Source organism: Flavobacterium sp. RSP49 (assembly GCF_003968735.1).
Lineage (GTDB): Bacteria > Bacteroidota > Bacteroidia > Flavobacteriales > Flavobacteriaceae > Flavobacterium.
In genome coordinates, this window is record NZ_RYDN01000003.1 from 94,381 (window position 1) to 114,667 (window position 20,287).

A 20,287-nucleotide genomic window follows, 5' to 3' on the forward strand; every position below is an offset into this window, starting at 1 on the left:
ATTTATTGCTAATTTTGAAGTGCAAATTTAGTAAAAAAAACAAGAAATGTTTACAGGAATCATAGAAACCCTTGGTGTCATCCAAGAAATAAAAAAAGAAAAAAATAACGTTCATATTACCATAAACGCATCAATTACCAGTGAACTTAAGATAGATCAAAGCGTGGCTCATAACGGGGTCTGTCTTACGGTTGTTGCTATCAACGACACTTTCTATACCGTAACAGCCATTGCCGAAACCATAAAAAAAACAAATTTATCGGATTGGAAAGTTGGGGACAGTATCAATCTGGAAAGAGCAATGAAACTGGGAGACAGGCTGGACGGACATATTGTTCAGGGACATGTAGACCAAACGGGCACCTGCATCACTGCCGAGCAGACTAACGGTAGCTGGCTTTACACCTTTGAATACGAGGAAAATTGGAACAACATTACCATTGAGAAAGGATCCATTACGGTAAATGGTGTTAGCTTAACGGTTGTGAACTCAAAGAAAAATCAGTTTAGTGTCGCCATTATTCCATATACATACGAACATACTAATTTTAAAACCTTTGAAGTTGGCACAAAAATAAATCTTGAATTTGATGTCATTGGTAAATACGTTTCCAGATTGTATGCCAACAAATAAGAACTCAATAGTATTATAAACAAAAAAAACTCCAATCTAGTTTGGAGTTTTTTGTTTTAACCTAAAGCTATAAATGATGTAAATCCCAAATAACAAGGCAAGTGCCATCATGCTGTTAATATTTTCGTCTACAGACAGTCCTGGCGGAGGCACATTTGTTGTCCTTGCCTGTGGCGGTGGTGGATCTTTAGCTACTACATTAAAAATACAAAACACAAATAAAATCAGAGTAATAAAAAACCTTTGAATAAATTTCATATTTAAAATTGAATTATTCTTTAAAAAATCAGAGTATTTATGGTGTAAAATAAATACATCCTTTTAATATAAACAAGACTAACGCTGACAAAAGGCGGTTTTTATAAAATTTTAGATATAAAAAAAGAAAAGCCTCACAGTACTGCAAGGCTTTTAAACTTAAACTGTGGTCCCACCTGGGCTCGAACCAGGGACCACCTGATTATGAGTCAGGTGCTCTAACCAGCTGAGCTATAGGACCGGTTAAGAGTGTGCAATATTACTACTATTTTTCATGTACTCCAAATATTTTGACTTAGATTTCAATAATATTTCAATGATTCATCGCTTTTAAAGAGAAACGTGCTGAATTGTAGAATACTAAATGAATTATCCTGAAAACACTTATTTTATTTCCTGACACAACTCAATCAAAACGCCATTCGTACTTTTTGGATGCAAAAAAGCAACTAGCTTGTTATCAGCCCCTTTTTTAGGAATTTCATTTAATACAATAAAACCCTCTTTTTTTAAACGCGCAATTTCTAAAACTATATCTTCTACGTCAAAGGCAATGTGGTGTATGCCTTCTCCCTTTTTATCAAGAAACTTAGCAATAGGACTTTCTGGATTGGTAGCTGCTAAAAGCTCAATTTTGTTCGGCCCATTCATAAAAAAAGAAGTTGTTACTCCTTCACTTTCCACCGCCTCGAATTTGTAGGCCGGAGCGCCAAAAAGCTTTTCGAAAACTAAATTCGACACTTCTAAATCCTTAACTGCAATCCCAATGTGTTCTATTTTTCTCATTATTTATGTTTTGAGCGCAGCGCTACTTTAGTTGAAAAACTCTGGTACCACTGCGAATTATAACTGCAATTATTTTTCTGGGTAAAATTAAACATTAAAAAGAAAAAACAACATTCCCACAAAAAGGAAGTTGAATTTATTGCTCATAATAATTTTATAAAAAATAGCAATCACATGAATTATAATTGTTATTTTGTACAATCTAATTATGATTTGATATGTTGAAAAACAATTTAAAATACGCCTTCTTATTATTGCTTTTTATTGTAGCTGGTTGTGCCAAAAGAGGCTCTATCACCGGGGGATTAAAAGATACTATTGCGCCTGTTTTGAAAATGAGTTTGCCGGAAAACTTCAACACAAACTTCAAAGGAGATGAGATTAAGTTGGTATTTGACGAAAATATCAAAATAAAAAATCTGAACAAACAATTGATTATTTCACCACCAATGAAGAACGATCCATTGGTTTTACCCACAACGGCAAGTAAAACGATCACCATAAAAATTAAAGATACACTACAGCCCAACACCACGTACAGCTATAATTTTGGACAAAGTATTGCTGATAATAATGAAGGAAATCCGTTAAATCAATTTAAATATGTATTTTCTACCGGCGATTATATTGACTCTTTAAGCCTTGGTGGTACTCTGAAAAGTGCGTATGAAAAGGAAGTGGAATCATTCGTATCAGTTATGCTTTACGAAGTCAATGACAGTTTCAAGGACTCCGTTGTTTATACTGAAACCCCAAGATATGTAACCAACACACTGGACAGCTTGAAGACGTTTCGTTTAGAGAATTTAAAAGCAGGGAAATATCTTCTTGTAGCCATGAAAGACTACAACAGCAACAATAAATACAACCCAAAAACAGATAAAATTGGATTTAGCAAAGACTTTATTACGATTCCAAATGACACTATTTATGAGTTAGAATTATTTAAGGAAACACTTCCTTTCAAAACATTTAAGCCTAGTCAAGCCTCAGGAAACCGCTTGTTAGTAGGGTATGAGGGACTAATAAATTCTCCTGATGACAGTCCCAAAATAATTTTAAAAAACAACAACAATCTTCTGCCTACTGTCATTACTAAATTTCCAAAAAAAGATTCCCTTCAAATCTGGTACAAGCCCATTAAAGCTGATTCACTAAATTTGGCTGTAGCCAAAGGTCAATATGAATCGAAATTCAACTTTAAAATAAAAGACCAGAAAAAAGATACTTTAAACGTCATAGCCCTGCAAAACGGAACCTTAAAATTTAGAGAGCAATTTACATTAGAAAGTAATACTCCTTTAACCCGTTTCGAAAATTCGAAAATAAAACTAACCAATAACGCAAAAGATACAGTGCCTTTTACCACTAAATATGACGAATTCAATCAAAAGCTATTTTTTGATTTCATAAAAGAACCTTCCGAAAATTATACATTTAAAATTTTACCTGGAGCGTTAACTGATTTTTTCGAACAAACAAATGATACTTTAACGTATAAATTAAACACTCAAAGCACTGCTGATTATGGGAATCTGACCGTGCAGTTGCAAAATGTAAAACAATTTCCCGTCATTGTTGAACTCACAAATGCGAAAGGGGATGTTTTAGTTACGGAATATACCGAAGAAAACACCACAATAAATTTTAATTTAATTGACCCTGGGCTGTACACCCTCCGTATTATTTATGATGCCAATAAAAACCGGGAATGGGATTCCGGTAATTATTTAGAAAAACGTCAAGCCGAGGAAGTGATTTACTTTTCCAAAGAAATTGATGTTCGGGCAAATTGGGACGTCAATCAGGCATTTGATTTAAGTCTTCCCTACATTCCGGAACCTAAAAAGAAAACCGACAAGAAGAAATAAATGTTACCTGTTTTCTATTTCAAAAGAATCTCTGTCATTCAAAAAACCCAGTTTTTGTCGGGTTTCCAGCATTTTTTCTTGGTCTAATTCTACTAAAAATAAACCTTCTGTTGCTATTGGCTCTTGAATGTAATTCCCCAGAAAATCGACTGCTTGTGAGTGACCAATGTATTCGTGTCCATTGGCATCGGTTCCTATTCTATTGACACCAATGGTATAACACATGTTTTCTATCGCTCGTCCTTTCAATAAAGCATCCCAAGCATTGGTTCTAATTTTTGGCCAATTCGCCACATAAATCACCAAGTCATAATCCTCTGAATTTCTGGAAAATACAGGAAATCTCAAATCGTAACATATTTGAAGGCAAATTTTCCAATCTAAATAATTTACAATCGTTTTTTGGGTGCCACTAGTATATACTTTATCTTCGCCAGCTAAGGTAAACAAGTGTTTTTTATCATAGCACTGAATTGTCCCAGAAGGAAATACAAACACCATTCTGTTGTAAAAACTTCCGTTTTCCTTAATAACTAAACCTCCTGCTATAGCACTATTTGTAGCTTTTGCCAATGATTGTAACCATACAATAGTTTCTCCTTGCATTGTTTCAGCAACATCTTTTGGATTCATTGTAAAACCCGTTGTGAACATTTCAGGAAGCACAATCAAATCTACCTTTTCAGTAAGTGCATTAATTTTTTCTTCGAAATAGTTTCGGTTGGCTTTTGGGTTTTCCCAAACTAATGGAGCTTGAATTAGGATAATTTTCATTTTACTTTATTTTTTATAAAAATAAGAAATATCTGCGTACCATAAGTTTCTTATATTAGCAAAAAAGAACTTTATGAAAAAGACACTTCTTGTGTGTACACTATTATTTTCTGTTTTGATTTTTGGACAGGAAAAATCGGGAGCGAAACAATTTTGGGAAAACCTACAAAAACAATGTGGGAAATCCTTTGAAGGAACAGTCACAGAGGGTGCAACCAATGACACTTTTCGGGATAAAAAACTGGTGATGCATGTCCGCAACTGCGATGAAAACACGATTCGGATTCCGTTTTTTGTAGGAGACGACAAGTCAAGAACATGGGTGCTTGCTTATGAAAACGATCGCATCCAGTTGAAACACGACCACCGCCACGAAGATGGCTCGGAGGATAAAGTGACACAATATGGAGGGACAACCACTAATGCGGGGTCAGCAACGCTTCAGTTTTTTCCGGCAGATGAGGAAACCTATGATTTGATTCCAAATGCTGCTGCAAATATCTGGTGGATTACTCTAGACGAAACTTCTTTCACGTACAACCTCAGACGCATCGGTTCTGACCGACTGTTTACCGTGAAATTTGATTTGACAAAAACAGTAGGTACGCCTGCTGCACCTTGGGGATGGAAAGATTAGTGTATAATAGATTATTTTACATAAAAAAACGCATTCAACTTTGACATTGAATGCGTTTTATAAATTTATATATTACGGTTTTATCCTTTCAAACTTGCAGACAAATATTCTCTATTCATTCTAGCGATATTCTCCAAAGAAATTCCTTTTGGACATTCTACTTCACATGCTCCAGTATTGGTACAGTTACCAAAACCTTCTGCATCCATTTGAGCAACCATATTCATTACACGGTCAGCAGCTTCAACTTTACCTTGTGGTAATAAAGCAAATTGAGACACTTTTGCAGAAACAAATAACATAGCCGAGGAGTTTTTACAACTTGCAACACAAGCTCCACAACCAATACAAGTTGCAGCATCAAAAGCTCTATCTGCATCATGTTTAGGAATAGGAATTGTATTTGCGTCGATCGTGTTTCCAGATGTGTTTACAGATACAAAACCACCAGATTGCTGGATTCTGTCAAATGCACCTCTGTCTACTACTAAATCTTTAATTACTGGAAATGCTTTTGCTCTAAAGGGCTCGATAAAGATAGTATCTCCATCTTTAAATTTACGCATGTGCAATTGACAAGTTGTAACCAAACGGTCAGGCCCATGCGCTTCGCCATTGATGTACAACGAACACATCCCGCAAATTCCTTCGCGACAATCGTGATCAAAAGCAACAGTATCTTCTCCTTTTACGATTAATTCATCGTTCAAAATGTCAAGCATTTCAAGAAAAGACATATCTGGTTCAATTCCATCAATTGGATATTCAACTATTTTTCCTTCTGCAGCGGCATTTTTCTGACGCCATATTTTTAATGTAAGTTTCATATTTTGAGTTTGAAAGTCTTAAAGCCGAAAGTCGAAAGTCGATTGACTTTAAGACATTAGCCATTAGACTAAATTATTTATAACTTCTTTGAACTAGTTTAACATTTTCGAATTTCAACTCTTCTTTGTGCAATACCGCATCGCTTGGTTTTCCTTTGTATTCCCATGCTGCAACGTATGCAAAATTTTCGTCGTCACGTTGCGCTTCTCCTTCTGGAGTTTGATATTCTTCACGAAAGTGACCTCCACAAGATTCATTTCTATGCAGGGCATCTTTGGCAAACAACTCTCCTAATTCAAGGAAATCAGCAATACGAAGTGCTTTCGCCAATTCTGGGTTAAAACTATCCGCTGTTCCAGGAATCTTTACCTCTTTATAAAATTCGTCTCTAATTGCGGCAATTTCATTTTGTGCCTCTGTTAAACCTTCGGCATTACGAGCCATTCCTACTTTGTCCCACATGATTTTTCCTAATTTTTTATGGAAATAATCTGCTGGTTTAGTACCACCATTATTCATCAATTCCTCAATCTGTTGTTGAACATTTTTCTCAGCTTGCTCAAACTCAGGAGAATCAGTAGAGATAGCACCCATCTTAATATCTGGGGCTAAATAATCTCCAATAGTATAGGGAAGAACAAAATATCCATCAGCCAAACCTTGCATCAGTGCCGAAGCTCCCAACCTGTTGGCTCCGTGATCTGAAAAGTTAGATTCTCCAATAGAGAAACAACCTGGAATTGTAGTTTGTAAGTTATAATCAACCCAAGTTCCTCCCATCGTGTAATGCACGGCAGGATAAATCATCATTGGAGTTGAATATGGATTCTCATCCACAATTTTCTCATACATTTGGAACAAGTTACCGTACTTATTTGCTACAATTTCTGTTCCTAACTTAATAACCAAAGCTTTATCATTCTCGTCTAAATGCTTTAATCTCGCTTGATCCACTCCGTATCTTTCGATTGCGGCAGCAAAATCAAGATAAACAGCTTCTCCCGTTTTGTTAACACCAAAACCGGCATCACATCTTTCTTTAGCCGCACGAGAAGCAATATCTCTGGGTACCAAATTTCCAAAAGCAGGATATCTTCTTTCTAAATAATAATCTCTGTCTGTTTCTGCAATTTGAGTTGGTTTTAATTTTCCCTCACGAATCGCTTTTGCATCTTCTAATTTTGCAGGAACCCAAATACGGCCATCATTACGCAACGATTCAGACATCAAGGTCAATTTTGCTTGGTGATCTCCGGATACTGGAATACAAGTTGGGTGAATTTGTGTGTAACATGGATTAGCAAAATACGCGCCTCTTTTGTGAATTTTCCAAGCTGCTGTTACGTTACTTCCCATTGCGTTAGTCGACAAGAAAAATACGTTTCCGTATCCTCCGGAAGCAATAACTACAGCATGAGCAGAATGTCTTTCGATTTCTCCTGTAACCAAGTTTCGCGCGATGATTCCCCTTGCTTTACCGTTTACAATTACTAAATCTAGCATCTCGTGACGGTTGTGCATTTTTATTTTTCCACGACCTATTTGGCGATTCATTGCTGAATACGCTCCAAGTAATAATTGTTGACCTGTTTGTCCTTTGGCATAAAAAGTTCGAGAAACTAATGTACCTCCAAAAGAACGGTTATCCAATAATCCACCATATTCACGAGCAAAAGGAACACCTTGAGCCACACACTGGTCAATAATATTAGTGGAAACCTCAGCTAGACGGTGTACGTTTGCTTCACGCGCACGATAATCGCCGCCTTTTACAGTATCATAAAACAAACGGAAAGTTGAATCTCCATCTCCTTGATAATTTTTTGCAGCGTTAATCCCCCCTTGTGCAGCAATAGAGTGCGCACGACGTGGTGAATCTTGAAAACAAAACGCTTTTACATTATATCCTAACTCTGCTAATGTTGCAGCTGCAGAACCTCCAGCTAATCCAGTACCTACTACAATAATATCTAAATTACGTTTGTTAGCAGGGTTTACTAAATTAATATGATCTTTATAATTTGTCCATTTGTCCGAAATTGAACCTCCTGGAATTTTTGAATCTAATGCCATTTATAATTTAATATTAATGATTAAAATGATGAAATAATGCAATGAAAATGAAACCAAAAGGAATTACGATTGCAAAACCGTATCCGAAACCTTTTAACGATTTTGAATACTTATTATTAAATCCAACGGATTGAAAAGAAGAACTGAATCCATGCCATAAGTGCAATGACAATAAAAGGAACGATAAGCAATACAACCCCGTTCGTATTGGACTCTCAAATTTTTCAGCTAATTCATGAAAATATCTAGTTTCATTCAATGGACTAACATCTACGTATTTGTAAACCATTTCGGGAACCCAAAAATCATAAAAATGAACTAATAAAAAAGCCAAAACTACTGATCCAGAAATAATCATATTTCTTGAAGCCCAAGAAGAATTAGCCGCTCCGTTATTCTTAGCATAAGAAATTGGTCTTGCACTGTTATTTTTAAATTCCAAGACAAAACCCATGATAAAGTGAAATATTACCCCTACAATCAATATAGGCTGTATAACAAATTGAACCAATGGATTATTTCCCATAAAGTGGGAAATGGAATTAAAAGTATCGGCACTGAAAACCGATGTCATATTGATAAAAAAATGCTGTGCTAGAAACAACACCAGAAAAAGGCCTGAAAGTGCCATAGCTACTTTTTTTGCTATTGACGATTTCAATAATGCAGATTTTGCCATAAGATTTAAATAATTGATTTTAAAGAATTGTACAAAAATAGAGCAATTAGACAGCAACTACAACCTTTTCGCTGTTATTTATAATGAATTTAAAGTGTTTTACACAAAACACCAAGAAATCCTTAAATATCAAACACAAATCTAGAAATGACCTAAAAATGATTCAACAAAAAAGAAAAAAAACTTAAATAAAAAATGAAAAAGACTGAAAATCAATCTTACTATTGAAGAGCAAAAATAGTATTTAAGCACTCGATATTAATAATTTATACATCAATTTCCAAACCTTTAATTACTCTCGCGCGAAATTAAAATGTTTAAAACATAATAAAAAGCACTTCCCAGACTAAAATTTATTTTACTAAAACAGGACTCTATATTAACTGAATTTTGTCATGTATTGCTGCACGATTAAATCCGTATTCTCGTTTCGCATTTTTTGCTCTAACTGAATTGGTGGAGAAGCCCGTTCCAAACAATTTTTTACCGCACAGGTCTCACAGGTAACCCCCACAATTTGTTTTTTAATGGAGTCGTTTTCCATAAACTTAAATTTTTTCTTCACGGCCGGAGTGATTAAAATCCCTACCGAAATACTGCGGATACAATCTACTTTGAACGGATCCGGTGTTGCGGATGAAAAAACAAGATATTCATTTTTACTGTTTTCATAACTGGAGATTTGTGCATCAAAAAAGTGGTTTTTCTTTTGCTTCAAAGACTCCTCAATTGTGCGTATCGAAACCCATCTTCGGCAGTAATGCTCATTCATTTCATTCGCATGCGGCTCCTGCTGATTGGTGATGTGTAATTCTTTCTTTATCTGATAGGTGTCCGTTCCTTTTTGATGGGACAATCGCAGGAAAAAAAGATTTTTTAACTGAAAATCTTTTGGTAAAATATTGGTCAGCCTTTGGTAGAAAGATTCTGGAGAAACATTAAACCCGCTCATCAAAGCAATCATTTCCTGAGGTTTCGGATCTGTTTTGGACAAAAATAAATTCAGTTCGTCTATCAGTTTCTGCCTCGGAATAAGCAATGCTCCCGCAAAGTATGAAGCATAAAAATTATTCAGAACTTGGTCGAAATTATCAAACTTAATCCAACTGAACGTATACAGCCTATCGGTGATTGCGAGATAATTATACGCAATTTCTTTGGCCAGAATAAATGCTTTTTGAGGTTCGTCAATATCTAATGAAAGTAACAAAGTCTTGCTTTTTGGCACAAAAATCGATCTCAAATCCCCCAATTGTTCTTGTTCCGAAAAAACAAGTTCTTTTATCGTATATCCGTATTCCTCCATTAATATTGCTGTGAGTTCTTCAATCGAAATTTTAGTGTCAATATTTACGTAAAACGCTTTGGAAAACTGCAAAACCTTCAGCTCTAAATCTTCAAAATAATTGGTGTGCGCTTCCTGATACGAACGCAATGAAGCCAAGAAGAAACTCTCTCTGGTTAAATTATAATGTTGCGCAATCTCAATAATCGTACTGATAAACGCATTGACTTTTGCAGGAGCGTTAGCAATAATGTCGATAAGATCATTTTCCTGAATCCCGAAAATATCCAACGGGATCTCTTTCAGAATACCAGATTTTAGGATTTCTCCAATGGGGGCGAGATTATTATCCAGTTTCAAGGAAACCATATTGTCATAGGAAATATCGAGTTTTTCGGCTAACAGAATAATTTTATCCGTTTTAGGATACTTTTTCCCTTTTTCAATTTCGTTCAAGTACGATTTTGAAAGGTCCGTGATTTTTGCCAAACCAAATAAAGACAGTTTTTTATTGGTACGAGCCTGCTTCATTTTAAGTCCAAAAATTAACTTGATATAATCCTTTTCTATATTCATATTTCAAAGATAATGTAAAAAATATTTACGCCAAAAAAAATATTTTTAATTTTTAGCGTACGTTCGCTTGTTTTGTAAAAAACTTTTTGTAGTATTGCAGTGTTGAATAATTAATAATTATCAGCAAAAGTTTAATAGTATCAATTTAAATGTGTTAAAAAATGAATTTTAAAGAAGTATATTCGAAAAATTTGTTAAATTTTTCAGAAGAAACCACCGAGCAGTACCCGGAAATCTTAACTGATGAAGCCATGACTTTTTTGTCTTTACTTCATGAAAATTTCAACAAAAAAAGACTCGACCTTTTAGAAGAACGAAAAAAACAACAGGATTTATTTGATCAGGGGGTCTTACCCACTTTTCCTGCTGAAACAAAAAGCATCCGAGAAAGCAATTGGAAAACAGCGCAAACACCCAAGGATTTATTAGACCGAAGAGTCGAAATAACAGGACCAGTCGACAGAAAAATGGTGATCAATGCCTTGAATTCCGGAGCAAAAACCTTCATGGCTGATTTTGAAGATAGTACTTCGCCTACGTGGAGCAACCTAATGTCAGGACAGCAAAACCTGAAAGACGCGGTGAATAAAACCATCACTCTTGAAGACAAGATAAAAAATAAAAAATACAGTCTGAACGACAAAACTGCCGTTCTGCTTGTCAGACCACGAGGATTGCATTTGCCGGAAAAAAATATTTTGATTGATGGAGAACAAACTTCGGGATCGCTAATTGACTTTGGTTTGTATGCTTTCCATAATTACAAACAACTTATTGAGGATGGAACGGCGCCCTATTTTTACATTCCAAAACTGGAACATTATCTGGAAGCGCGATGGTGGAATGAGGTTTTCGAATTCACGCAGGAATATTTGGGTGTAAATAACGGAACATTCAAAGCTACAGTTTTGATAGAGACCATTACGGCCAGTTTTCAATTGGATGAAATCATTTTTGAACTGAAAGAGCATATTGTAGGCCTTAATTGCGGTCGATGGGATTACATTTTTTCATACATCAAAAAACTAAGAAAAAATCCAGCTTTTCTTGTTCCAAATAGAGATCAGGTGACTATGACTGCCCCATTCATGAGTGCGTATTCCCAATTGGTTATACAAAGATGCCATAAACGAAATATTCACGCAATAGGCGGAATGGCGGCACAAATTCCGATAAAAAACAACGAAGAAGCCAATAAAATTGCTTTCGATAAAGTAATTGCGGACAAAGAACGGGAAGTAAAAAATGGTCATGACGGCACTTGGGTTGCACATCCAGATTTGGTTCCGCTTGCCATGACGGTATTCGACAAATACATGCCAAACCAAAACCAAATTCAGGTAAAAAGAGAAGACGTATACGTTACCGAAAGTGATTTACTGGAAACGCCAAAAGGAACCATTACCGAGCAAGGTGTTCGAAAAAACATCAGTATTTCGGTTTTATATATTGCTTCATGGCTCAACGGACAAGGCGCCGCGGCCTTGCACAATTTAATGGAAGATGCCGCTACTGCTGAGATTTCAAGATCACAATTGTGGCAATGGCTGCAAAACAAAGTGGTTTTAGATAATCAAAAAGTCCTGACTGAAAAATACTATCACCGACTGGCTATGGAAGAATTTGAAAAAATAAGAAAGCTCGTTGGAGATGAGAATCACGAAAAACAAAAATACAGATTGGCAGAACAATTATTAGATATTCTGGTCGTGAACGACAATTTTATCGAGTTTTTGACTATTCCAGGATACAAATACATTTAAAATTTCAATAAAATCAATTTCAATAAAAAATTATTAAACACCATTAAACCTTTATAAACACTATGAAAACTACAGAAACAAGAATTCAAGAATTAGTTACCGACTGGATTACAAACCCAAGATGGAATGGCATTGAGCGACCATATACTGCTGAAGAAGTGGTGAAATTGCAAGGTTCGTATCAAATAGAACATAGCGTAGCCAGAATTGGAGCGAATACTTTATGGAATAAACTAAATGCTCAGGATTTTGTAGCCGGACTTGGCGCGCTTACCGGAAACCAAGCCATTCAAGAAGTAGAAGCAGGATTAGACGCCATTTATTTGAGCGGATGGCAAGTTGCTGCTGATGCAAACGTAGCCGGCGAAATGTATCCTGACCAATCTTTATATCCTGCTAACAGTGTTCCATTGGTTGTAAAACGTATCAATAACGCTTTATTGAGAGCAGATCAAATACAAGTGGTTAACGGGACTGCAGACAAAAAAGAATATTTAGTTCCTATTGTGGCTGACGCCGAAGCCGGTTTTGGTGGAAACCTAAATGCTTTTGAATTAATGAAAGCGATGATTGAAGCGGGAGCAGCCGGAGTTCACTTTGAAGATCAATTGAGTTCTGCTAAAAAATGCGGTCACTTGGGTGGAAAAGTATTGGTTCCTACGCAAGAAGCCATCAACAAATTGATTGCGGCTCGTTTAGCAGCTGACGTAATGGGAACGCCAACAATTGTTGTGGCACGTACCGATGCGGATGCAGCAAACTTATTGACTAGCGATATTGACCCAAGAGATGCTAAATTCATCACAGGCGAAAAAACAGGAGAAGGCTTTTTCTATGTAAATTGTGGTGTGGAGCAAGGAATTGACAGAGGATTGAGCTATGCGCCTTACGCTGATTTAATTTGGATGGAAACTAGCAATCCGGATCTGGATTACGCTAGAAAATTTGCTGAAGGAATTCACGCAAAATTCCCAGGAAAAATGTTGGCTTACAATTGTTCGCCTTCTTTTAACTGGGCTGCTAAATTATCCGTGGCTGAAATGGAAACTTTCAGAGAAGATCTTGCGGCAATGGGATACAAATTCCAATTCATCACTTTAGCTGGATTCCATGCACTAAATACCAGCATGTTCGAATTGTCTAAAGCCTATAAAGAAAGAGGAATGGCAGGATATTCTGAATTGCAGGAAAGAGAGTTTGCTTTGCAAAAACACGGTTTCAAAGCGGTAAAACACCAAGGTTTCGTAGGAACATCTTATTTTGATGCGGTACAAAATACTGTGACAATCGGGAAATCTTCTACAACCGCAATGAAAGATTCTACAGAAGCGGCACAGTTTTAAACAGAACAACAACTATAAAAAAACACGATTTCAGATGAAATCGTGTTTTTTGTTTTTAAAATAAAAGGACTGTTTATTTTGATTCGATAATTTCCAGATCAGTAACCACTTTCTCTTTTCCTTTTTGAATGCTTATTTTATTCACTGAAACCGGAAGGTAATAGTTGCCGTTTTTAGCTGGTTCCATTTTTAATTTTTTGTCTTTATTTTTCCAATTATCAGCAATTGCTTTGGTTATGGAAAGATCATATACGTGTTTGTTCAATCCTTTTACAGCTTTTACTTTCTGAGAATAAATTACTTCTTTCAAGCTGTTTTCAATTTGTAAAAGTACTTCTGCATCTCCATTCGAATAAAACCAAATCTCCGCTTTTGGCTCTGAAGCCTTAGCCCAAGAACTCCAGCTGTTTCCCCATTCTTTTGTTTTTTTTATCTTTTTAAGTTCGAAAACATGAAGATTTTCCGCTACAACTTTATCATTCAGTTGTTGCACTTGATCCAAATTGACTTTATAAATTGAACGACCGTGAGTTCCTACCACTAAATCTTTTGCTTTCTTTTGAATCACTAAATCGTGAACGGCCACGTTTGGAATTCCATTAGAAAAATCATCCCAAGATGTTCCTTTATTTAATGAAACATACAAACCGTTATCCGTTCCCACATATATAACATTCTCGTTTACATTATCCTCCACAATTGCATTCACAGGACTTGCAGGTAAATTATTGGCGATATTTTTCCACGTTTGACCAAAATCATCTGACATATAAACATAACTGGTAAAATCATCATTTCGATACCCGTTCAAAGTCGCATACACTCTTTCTTTCTTATGTGCCGAAGCCACGACTCTTGAAACCCATTTGTTTTGCGGTAAATTTCCCGAAATTTTGTTCCAAGTTGCACCGCCGTCTTTCGAAACATGAATCAATCCATCATCACTTCCTGTGTATAGTAACCCAAACTGCAAGGTACTTTCACTGATAACAGCAATTGTTCCAAAAGCAACATTTCCTTCTTTTGCTCCTTGCGTTAAATCCGGCGAAATAGCCGTCCAAGTTTCCCCTTGATTCATCGAACGATGCAAGAAATTAGATCCCATGTATAAAATATCCTGGTTGTGTGAAGACAATAAAATAGGCGTTTGCCAATTGAATCGAAAGGGCTTTTCGTCCTTTTTTGGCTTTGGCGAAATATACTCCCGCTTGTTAGTGGCGCGATCAATTCTGTAATAATTTCCAAATTGAAACCCTGTAAAAACAATATTGGGATTCCTTTTGTCAATTTGAGTCTGCATTCCATCTCCACCCATCAAATTTTCGTAAGGATATTTTCCGGTTTGGTACCATTCTGAGGAATATTTATAATCACTTGGACCAACCCAAACCCCATTATCCTGCATCCCACCATAAATATTATACGGTTCTTGCTCATCTACATTTACTGAATAAAACTGACTTACTGAATGCGAATTACTTTTTACCCAGTGCGCTCCATCATCATACGAAATATTTAGACCGCCATCATTTCCATTGATTAAATGCCCAGATTTATTTGGGTTCACCCAAACAACATGATGATCCGCATGAACATTCTCTTCGCTTATGGAGGTGAATGTTTTTCCGCCATCATTTGATTTTATAATGGGCACACCCGATAAATAAATTTTATTGACATCGTTAGGATCAACTGAAATAACACTGAAATAATACCCGTATGAATAAAAGAAATCATCGATAAAATCTTGATGGGTCTTCGTCCAATTTTTTCCTCCGTTACTTGATTTGTAAACTTCGGCTCCAATAACTTCTGTCTCGGCTAAACTATTAATCGCATCCAAAACTACTTTGGCAGCTTCGTTAGGTTGCAAATAGCCGTTTTGAACCCAGTGTTTGATATTTTCGGCTCTGTATTTTTCTGTCAATCCGTAATTCTTTAAAATAGAATTCAGACTTTTATTGGGTAATTTTAAGAATTCGTCTCCCGGAACAGAAAATGCAATTGGTAACGAATTACTTTTTTTGGATTGTAACGGTCTTTTAAATTGGTTGTCCAAAATGGCATACACATTTTCATCGTCATATACCGCTAAACCAATCCTTCCAACGCCTTCTCCAACCGGAAATCCGCTTTCAGCATTCGTGAAAAGTTTCCATGTCAATCCCGCATCTTCACTTTTATAAATTCCCGAAGTAGCACCGCTTCCTATAAAATCCCATGCTTTTCTGTCTTTACTCCAAGAAGCCGCATATTGAACCTTGAAATTTTTTGGTGAAACAGCCACATCTATTATCCCCGTTTCATCATTGATATAAAGTGTTTTACTCCACGTTTTTCCACCATTTGTCGTTTTGTAAATTCCTCTTTCTTCATTTTTTGAGTACAAATGACCCACGGCACCCACAACAACTTCATCTGGATTTGATGGATTTATCAAAATTCTGCTGATGTGATGGCTGTCGTGCAATCCCATATTTTGCCAAGTCTTTCCTTTGTCTTCGGATTTTAAAATTCCAATTCCGGCGTAAGACGATCGCGACGAATTGACTTCGCCAGTTCCTACCCAAATCGTGCCTTGTTTCCAGTCTATCGCAATATCACCCACATTTTGTGTAGGCGCCGCATCCATAATAGGCGAAAAACTCATTCCGTTATTATTCGTGTACCAAAGTCCGCCTGAGGCATAGCCCACATAAAACTCGGTTGGATTTTCGGGGTTTACATCTACATCTACCACTCTTCCGCTCATCACCGTTGGACCCACATTTTCGAAAGCAACATTTTGAAAAAGCGATTGTTTCTCCATTATTTTTTTGGCTTCCAATGCTTGCTGAATCGCTTCGGCAGAAACTTGTCCCCAAGAGATACTTTGTACAATAAGAGCCGAAAAAAGCACTATTTTTTTCATGTAAATTAATTTGAGTTGGAAAATTAATCATAAAAATAGTTATCTGAAAATTTTATTGAGTAATTAACATCCGTTTCTCTCAAAGTTAGTATTTTTGATTATTCAAGATATTAAACGATGTGTAATGAAATGAGTAGACCCAGAAATGGTATCAGAACCAATACTAGCGCTCTGCTAATTACGCTTATTCAATAAAAAACAATAAAAATCAACACATGAAATACCATCAAATTGACAGCGATTTATTTATAAAAAACAGAGCTAAGTTCATGGCTCAGATGAAGCCAAAAAGCGTTGCTATTTTTAATTCTAATGATATTTATCCCGTTTCGGCAGATAGTACGTTGCCTTTTGCACAACACCGCGACATCTTTTATCTGAGCGGAGTAGATCAGGAAGAAAGTATTTTATTGCTTTTCCCGGATGCGCCTTACGAGCACCAAAGAGAAATGGTATTCTTGAAAGAAACCAGTGAGCACATTGCCATTTGGGAAGGGGAAAAACTGACTAAAGAGCGTGCTTTTGAAGTAACAGGAATCAGAACTGTGTATTGGTTGCAGGAATTTGAAAAAGTCTTATTTGAGATGATGACGCACGCTGACACGATTTACATCAATACCAACGAGCATTACCGCGCTACTGTAGAAACCGAAACTCGCGAAGCCCGTTTTGTAAAATGGTGGAAAGACAAATATCCAGCACATGCAGTTGCCAAAAGCAATCCGATATTACAACGCCTACGTTCTGTAAAAGAAACCGAAGAATTGGATTTAATCCAAAAAGCCTGTACTATTACGGAACTCGGTTTTAGAAGAATATTACCTTTCGTGAAACCAAATGTTACCGAATACGAAATTGAAGCCGAGCTAATTCACGAATTCATTCGCAACCGTTCAAGAGGTTTTGCCTACACGCCAATTATTGCTTCCGGAAATAATGCTAATGTATTGCATTACATAGAGAACAATCAACAATGCAAACCCGGTGATTTGATTTTACTGGATGTTGCGGCTGAATATGCGAATTATTCCAGTGACATGACGCGTACCATTCCGGTTTCAGGAACGTATACCAAAAGACAAAAAGAAGTGTATAATGCCGTTTTACGCGTAAAAAATGAAGCGACTAAAATGCTGACAACAGGTACACTTTGGAAACAATATCATATCGAAGTGGGGAAATTAATGACTTCAGAATTGCTAGGTTTGGGTCTTATTGACACAGCCGATGTGCAAAACGAAAAACCGGAATGGCCCGCTTACAAAAAATATTTCATGCACGGAACATCACACCACATGGGATTGGACACGCACGATTATGGAATCCTCACCGAACCCATGCAAGCGAATATGGTTTTTACCGTAGAGCCTGGAATCTACATTCCTGCCGAAGGTTTCGGAATCCGTCTGGAGGATAACATTATCGTTCAGGAAAGCGGCGAACCATTCAACATGATGCGTAACATCCCAATTGAAGTAGACGAAATTGAAGAATTAATGAACAGTTAATTCCTTAAAAACGTATAAGGAAATCGGTTTACAGCAATGTGAACCGATTTTTTTTGGGCGCTACCCAGCCTCCGTAAACTCCGGCTGCGTCGGGCTATTCGCTGCAAATGAAATTCACTGAACTCCTATAAAAATAAATGTACGATGAAGTAATCCCTTGCGCACTTCAACGAGAAAATCTACAATTCCAAAACATCAATTCCAAAATCCATGGTAAAGCTGTAACTTTTTAATCATCTTACCGACCTATTCAAAAACAAAAAATATTTTAAACCATTAAGTAATTAAGAAAAATTAAGCTCTGTTTCTAAATGAAACTTAATTTCTTAATGGTAAAATCTTTTAAACAAAAACTTAAAGTACAGAAATCATGCAAGCACACGAAATAGACTACCACATTTACGGCGAGGAAATGCAATATGTGGAAATAGAATTAGACCCACAGGAAATTGTAATTGCCGAAGCCGGAAGTTTTATGATGATGGACAATAATATCCAAATGGAAACTATTTTTGGAGACGGTTCCGGACAAGAAAACGGATTGTTCGATAAACTTTTAAGTGCCGGAAAAAGAGTATTGACCGGCGAAAGTCTTTTTATGACCGCGTTCATCAATCAAAATACTATCAAAAGCAAAGTTTCCTTTGCCTCACCGTATCCCGGAAAAATAATCCCAATTGACTTAACGCAATTTAACGGCAAATTCATTTGCCAGAAAGATGCCTTTCTCTGCGCCGCTAAAGGTGTTTCAGTGGGAATTGAATTCTCTAAAAAACTGGGTCGCGGATTGTTTGGTGGCGAAGGTTTTATCATGCAAAAATTAGAAGGTGACGGTTTGGCGTTTGTGCATACCGGCGGAACATTAGCCAAAAAAGAATTAGCAACAGGCGAAATCCTAAAAGTCGATACTGGTTGCATCGTAGGTTTTACCAAAGATGTGGATTACGATATTGAGTTTATTGGCGGGATCAAGAATTCTATTTTTGGTGGTGAAGGTTTATTTTACGCCACGCTTCGTGGTCCGGGAACAGTTTACGTGCAATCGTTGCCTTTCAGTCGACTCGCCGACAGAATCATCGCATCTGCTCCTAGAGCTGGCGGAAACAGTCGCGACGAAGGTAGTTTATTGGGCGGTTTAGGCAGTTTACTCAATGGTGATAAACGATTTTAGTTTACAAAGTATTCTGTCCAATTGTCATCCCGACAAAGGAGGGGGTCTCATTATAAAAGTCAAGAATGTGATTTCTCCTTCGTCGAGATGACAAAACAAAAACACTTTTTGTTTACTAATTCTGCTCAAATATTTTTTTTAATTTTTATTGGCATTTTTTAGTCTAATCCATACAAGAATTCTAAAAAATAATATGACGCATCTGTTTAAAAAAAATTAAAGTCCTAATTTTGCAGTCGTTCGAAACAAACCCAAAAAAGGGAAACAAATTATCTTTAAAAACACCATCATCTCCTATTGCGATATCAGGAAAGGAACCGCTATTATTTTGCCTCATGGTTTTCTAGAGAACAAAACGATGTGGGGTTTTACACTCCGAAACGGAATGCTTGAATTACATACAAAGAATGAAATGTTCAAAAACTTCTGAGATTGATCTTGGATTGGTAATGTGCTTTGGGGAAAATCCAGAATTGAAACGTATTATACATACAAACAATAAAAAACATAACAAATAAAATTAGAGATAATCTGTAAAATCAGAATTGTCCGCAGGCTAAATTTATGAAACTATTCATCACAGGAATTGGTACTGATGTAGGTAAAACCATCGCGTCAGCCATTGTAACAGAAGCTTTAGAAGCTGATTATTGGAAACCCATTCAAGCGGGGGATTTAGACAACTCAGATAGTCATAAGATTAAATCGTTTTTGTCCAATAAAAAGACGGTAATTCATCCCAACGGTTATGCCTTAAAAACGCCTGCAAGTCCTCATTTTGCTGCAGAACGAGATGGAGTTGTTATTGATTTAAAGAAAATTAGTGAACCTCAAACACAAAACCACTTGGTTATTGAAGGTGCAGGCGGTGTTTTTGTGCCGTTAAACGCTAAGGATTGTGTTGTAGATTTGATTCAGCCCGATTACAAAGTGATTGTGGTTTCCCGACATTATCTGGGAAGTATCAATCATACGTTATTGACCATTGAAGCTTTGCAAAACCGAAAAATTAAAATCGCCGGAATTATTTTTTCGGGCGATGAAAATAAGGCTACTGAAGAAATAATTCTGAGTAAAACGGTTGTAAAGTGCATTGGACGAATAGCGCAAGAACCGTATTTTGATCAAAATGTAATTCAGGAATATGCAGCTTTATTTCGGGAGCAGCTATTGAGTTTATAAAATCTTTG

Annotated in this window: 16 protein-coding genes and 1 tRNA gene; 8 read left to right on the top strand and 9 right to left on the bottom strand. The window is 36.5% G+C overall.

Translation table 11 applies throughout. From position 1 onward, the window contains the following. Positions 1-46 precede the first annotated feature (46 nt). Positions 47-634 carry a riboflavin synthase gene (locus EKM02_RS02965; protein WP_126451982.1) on the top strand — a complete coding sequence of 196 codons (588 nt, stop codon included), beginning with the start codon at positions 47-49 and terminating at the stop codon, positions 632-634. 36 nt (positions 635-670) lie between these two features. Here the strand turns inward: EKM02_RS02965 and EKM02_RS02970 are convergent, their stop codons facing one another. From EKM02_RS02970 to mce, 3 genes are all read right to left on the bottom strand, one after another. Continuing rightward, on the bottom strand, positions 671-892 hold the full coding sequence (locus tag EKM02_RS02970) for a hypothetical protein (protein WP_126451983.1): 222 nt from the start codon (positions 890-892) through the stop codon (positions 671-673). Positions 893-1,059: 167 nt separating this feature from the next. Then, positions 1,060-1,133 (bottom strand) — tRNA-Ile (locus EKM02_RS02975). A 143-nt stretch (positions 1,134-1,276) separates the two neighbouring features. After that, on the bottom strand, positions 1,277-1,678 hold the full coding sequence (gene mce, locus EKM02_RS02980) for a methylmalonyl-CoA epimerase (protein WP_126451984.1): 402 nt from the start codon (positions 1,676-1,678) through the stop codon (positions 1,277-1,279). A gap of 218 nt (positions 1,679-1,896) precedes the next feature. On the opposite strand from mce, the gene EKM02_RS02985 reads away from it, so the two are divergent. Beyond that, positions 1,897-3,549 (top strand): Ig-like domain-containing protein, encoded by a 1,653-nt coding sequence (locus tag EKM02_RS02985; protein ID WP_126451985.1) that lies wholly within the window; start codon positions 1,897-1,899, stop codon positions 3,547-3,549. A gap of 3 nt (positions 3,550-3,552) precedes the next feature. Here the strand turns inward: EKM02_RS02985 and EKM02_RS02990 are convergent, their stop codons facing one another. Continuing rightward, positions 3,553-4,323 (bottom strand): amidohydrolase, encoded by a 771-nt coding sequence (locus EKM02_RS02990; protein WP_126451986.1) that lies wholly within the window; start codon positions 4,321-4,323, stop codon positions 3,553-3,555. 73 nt (positions 4,324-4,396) lie between these two features. Here EKM02_RS02990 and EKM02_RS02995 point away from each other — a divergent pair, with 73 nt between their 5' ends. Further along, complete coding sequence (locus tag EKM02_RS02995) at positions 4,397-4,960, top strand: hypothetical protein (protein ID WP_126451987.1); 564 nt, start codon at positions 4,397-4,399, stop codon at positions 4,958-4,960. 80 nt (positions 4,961-5,040) lie between these two features. On the opposite strand, the gene EKM02_RS03000 is transcribed toward EKM02_RS02995, so the two are convergent. From EKM02_RS03000 to EKM02_RS03015, 4 genes are all read right to left on the bottom strand, one after another. Further along, positions 5,041-5,787: a succinate dehydrogenase/fumarate reductase iron-sulfur subunit gene (locus EKM02_RS03000; protein WP_091253757.1), complete on the bottom strand. Its 747-nt coding sequence runs from the start codon at positions 5,785-5,787 to the stop codon at positions 5,041-5,043. Between the two features lie 73 nt (positions 5,788-5,860). Next, positions 5,861-7,861, bottom strand: a complete 2,001-nt coding sequence (locus EKM02_RS03005; protein ID WP_126451988.1) for a fumarate reductase/succinate dehydrogenase flavoprotein subunit — start codon at positions 7,859-7,861, stop codon at positions 5,861-5,863. Positions 7,862-7,874: 13 nt separating this feature from the next. Next, a complete protein-coding gene (locus EKM02_RS03010) occupies positions 7,875-8,540 on the bottom strand; it encodes a succinate dehydrogenase cytochrome b subunit (RefSeq protein ID WP_126451989.1) in 666 nt (221 codons plus the stop codon). A gap of 379 nt (positions 8,541-8,919) precedes the next feature. After that, entirely contained in the window at positions 8,920-10,401 is a 1,482-nt protein-coding gene (locus EKM02_RS03015; protein ID WP_126451990.1) for a helix-turn-helix domain-containing protein, read from the bottom strand. Positions 10,402-10,562: 161 nt separating this feature from the next. Here EKM02_RS03015 and aceB point away from each other — a divergent pair, with 161 nt between their 5' ends. Then, positions 10,563-12,164: a malate synthase A gene (aceB, locus tag EKM02_RS03020; protein WP_126451991.1), complete on the top strand. Its 1,602-nt coding sequence runs from the start codon at positions 10,563-10,565 to the stop codon at positions 12,162-12,164. A 62-nt stretch (positions 12,165-12,226) separates the two neighbouring features. After that, positions 12,227-13,507, top strand: a complete 1,281-nt coding sequence (gene aceA, locus EKM02_RS03025) for an isocitrate lyase (protein ID WP_126451992.1) — start codon at positions 12,227-12,229, stop codon at positions 13,505-13,507. 73 nt (positions 13,508-13,580) lie between these two features. Here the strand turns inward: aceA and EKM02_RS03030 are convergent, their stop codons facing one another. After that, positions 13,581-16,418, bottom strand: coding sequence for a glycosyl hydrolase (locus EKM02_RS03030; protein WP_126451993.1), 2,838 nt, complete (start codon positions 16,416-16,418; stop codon positions 13,581-13,583). Positions 16,419-16,633: 215 nt separating this feature from the next. Between EKM02_RS03030 and EKM02_RS03035 the strand changes: the two genes are divergently transcribed. The 3 genes from EKM02_RS03035 to bioD all read left to right on the top strand — a co-directional run bounded on the left by EKM02_RS03035 (position 16,634) and on the right by bioD (position 20,279). Beyond that, positions 16,634-17,926, top strand: a complete 1,293-nt coding sequence (locus EKM02_RS03035) for an aminopeptidase P family protein (protein ID WP_126451994.1) — start codon at positions 16,634-16,636, stop codon at positions 17,924-17,926. A gap of 370 nt (positions 17,927-18,296) precedes the next feature. Continuing rightward, positions 18,297-19,097, top strand: coding sequence for a TIGR00266 family protein (locus EKM02_RS03040; protein WP_126451995.1), 801 nt, complete (start codon positions 18,297-18,299; stop codon positions 19,095-19,097). A 564-nt stretch (positions 19,098-19,661) separates the two neighbouring features. Then, a complete protein-coding gene (gene bioD / locus EKM02_RS03045; protein WP_126451996.1) occupies positions 19,662-20,279 on the top strand; it encodes a dethiobiotin synthase in 618 nt (205 codons plus the stop codon). Positions 20,280-20,287: the final 8 nt, after the last annotated feature.

Excerpts from the sequence above, each read along its gene's own strand:
- EKM02_RS02965 (WP_126451982.1), top strand. The coding sequence starts at position 47 with ATGTTTACAGGAATCATAGAAACCCTTGGTGTCATCCAAGAAATAAAA.
- EKM02_RS02970 (WP_126451983.1), bottom strand. The coding sequence starts at position 892 with ATGAAATTTATTCAAAGGTTTTTTATTACTCTGATTTTATTTGTGTTT.
- mce (WP_126451984.1), bottom strand. The coding sequence starts at position 1,678 with ATGAGAAAAATAGAACACATTGGGATTGCAGTTAAGGATTTAGAAGTG.
- EKM02_RS02985 (WP_126451985.1), top strand. The coding sequence starts at position 1,897 with ATGTTGAAAAACAATTTAAAATACGCCTTCTTATTATTGCTTTTTATT.
- EKM02_RS02990 (WP_126451986.1), bottom strand. The coding sequence starts at position 4,323 with ATGAAAATTATCCTAATTCAAGCTCCATTAGTTTGGGAAAACCCAAAA.
- EKM02_RS02995 (WP_126451987.1), top strand. The coding sequence starts at position 4,397 with ATGAAAAAGACACTTCTTGTGTGTACACTATTATTTTCTGTTTTGATT.
- EKM02_RS03000 (WP_091253757.1), bottom strand. The coding sequence starts at position 5,787 with ATGAAACTTACATTAAAAATATGGCGTCAGAAAAATGCCGCTGCAGAA.
- EKM02_RS03005 (WP_126451988.1), bottom strand. The coding sequence starts at position 7,861 with ATGGCATTAGATTCAAAAATTCCAGGAGGTTCAATTTCGGACAAATGG.
- EKM02_RS03010 (WP_126451989.1), bottom strand. The coding sequence starts at position 8,540 with ATGGCAAAATCTGCATTATTGAAATCGTCAATAGCAAAAAAAGTAGCT.
- EKM02_RS03015 (WP_126451990.1), bottom strand. The coding sequence starts at position 10,401 with ATGAATATAGAAAAGGATTATATCAAGTTAATTTTTGGACTTAAAATG.
- aceB (WP_126451991.1), top strand. The coding sequence starts at position 10,563 with ATGAATTTTAAAGAAGTATATTCGAAAAATTTGTTAAATTTTTCAGAA.
- aceA (WP_126451992.1), top strand. The coding sequence starts at position 12,227 with ATGAAAACTACAGAAACAAGAATTCAAGAATTAGTTACCGACTGGATT.
- EKM02_RS03030 (WP_126451993.1), bottom strand. The coding sequence starts at position 16,418 with ATGAAAAAAATAGTGCTTTTTTCGGCTCTTATTGTACAAAGTATCTCT.
- EKM02_RS03035 (WP_126451994.1), top strand. The coding sequence starts at position 16,634 with ATGAAATACCATCAAATTGACAGCGATTTATTTATAAAAAACAGAGCT.
- EKM02_RS03040 (WP_126451995.1), top strand. The coding sequence starts at position 18,297 with ATGCAAGCACACGAAATAGACTACCACATTTACGGCGAGGAAATGCAA.
- bioD (WP_126451996.1), top strand. The coding sequence starts at position 19,662 with ATGAAACTATTCATCACAGGAATTGGTACTGATGTAGGTAAAACCATC.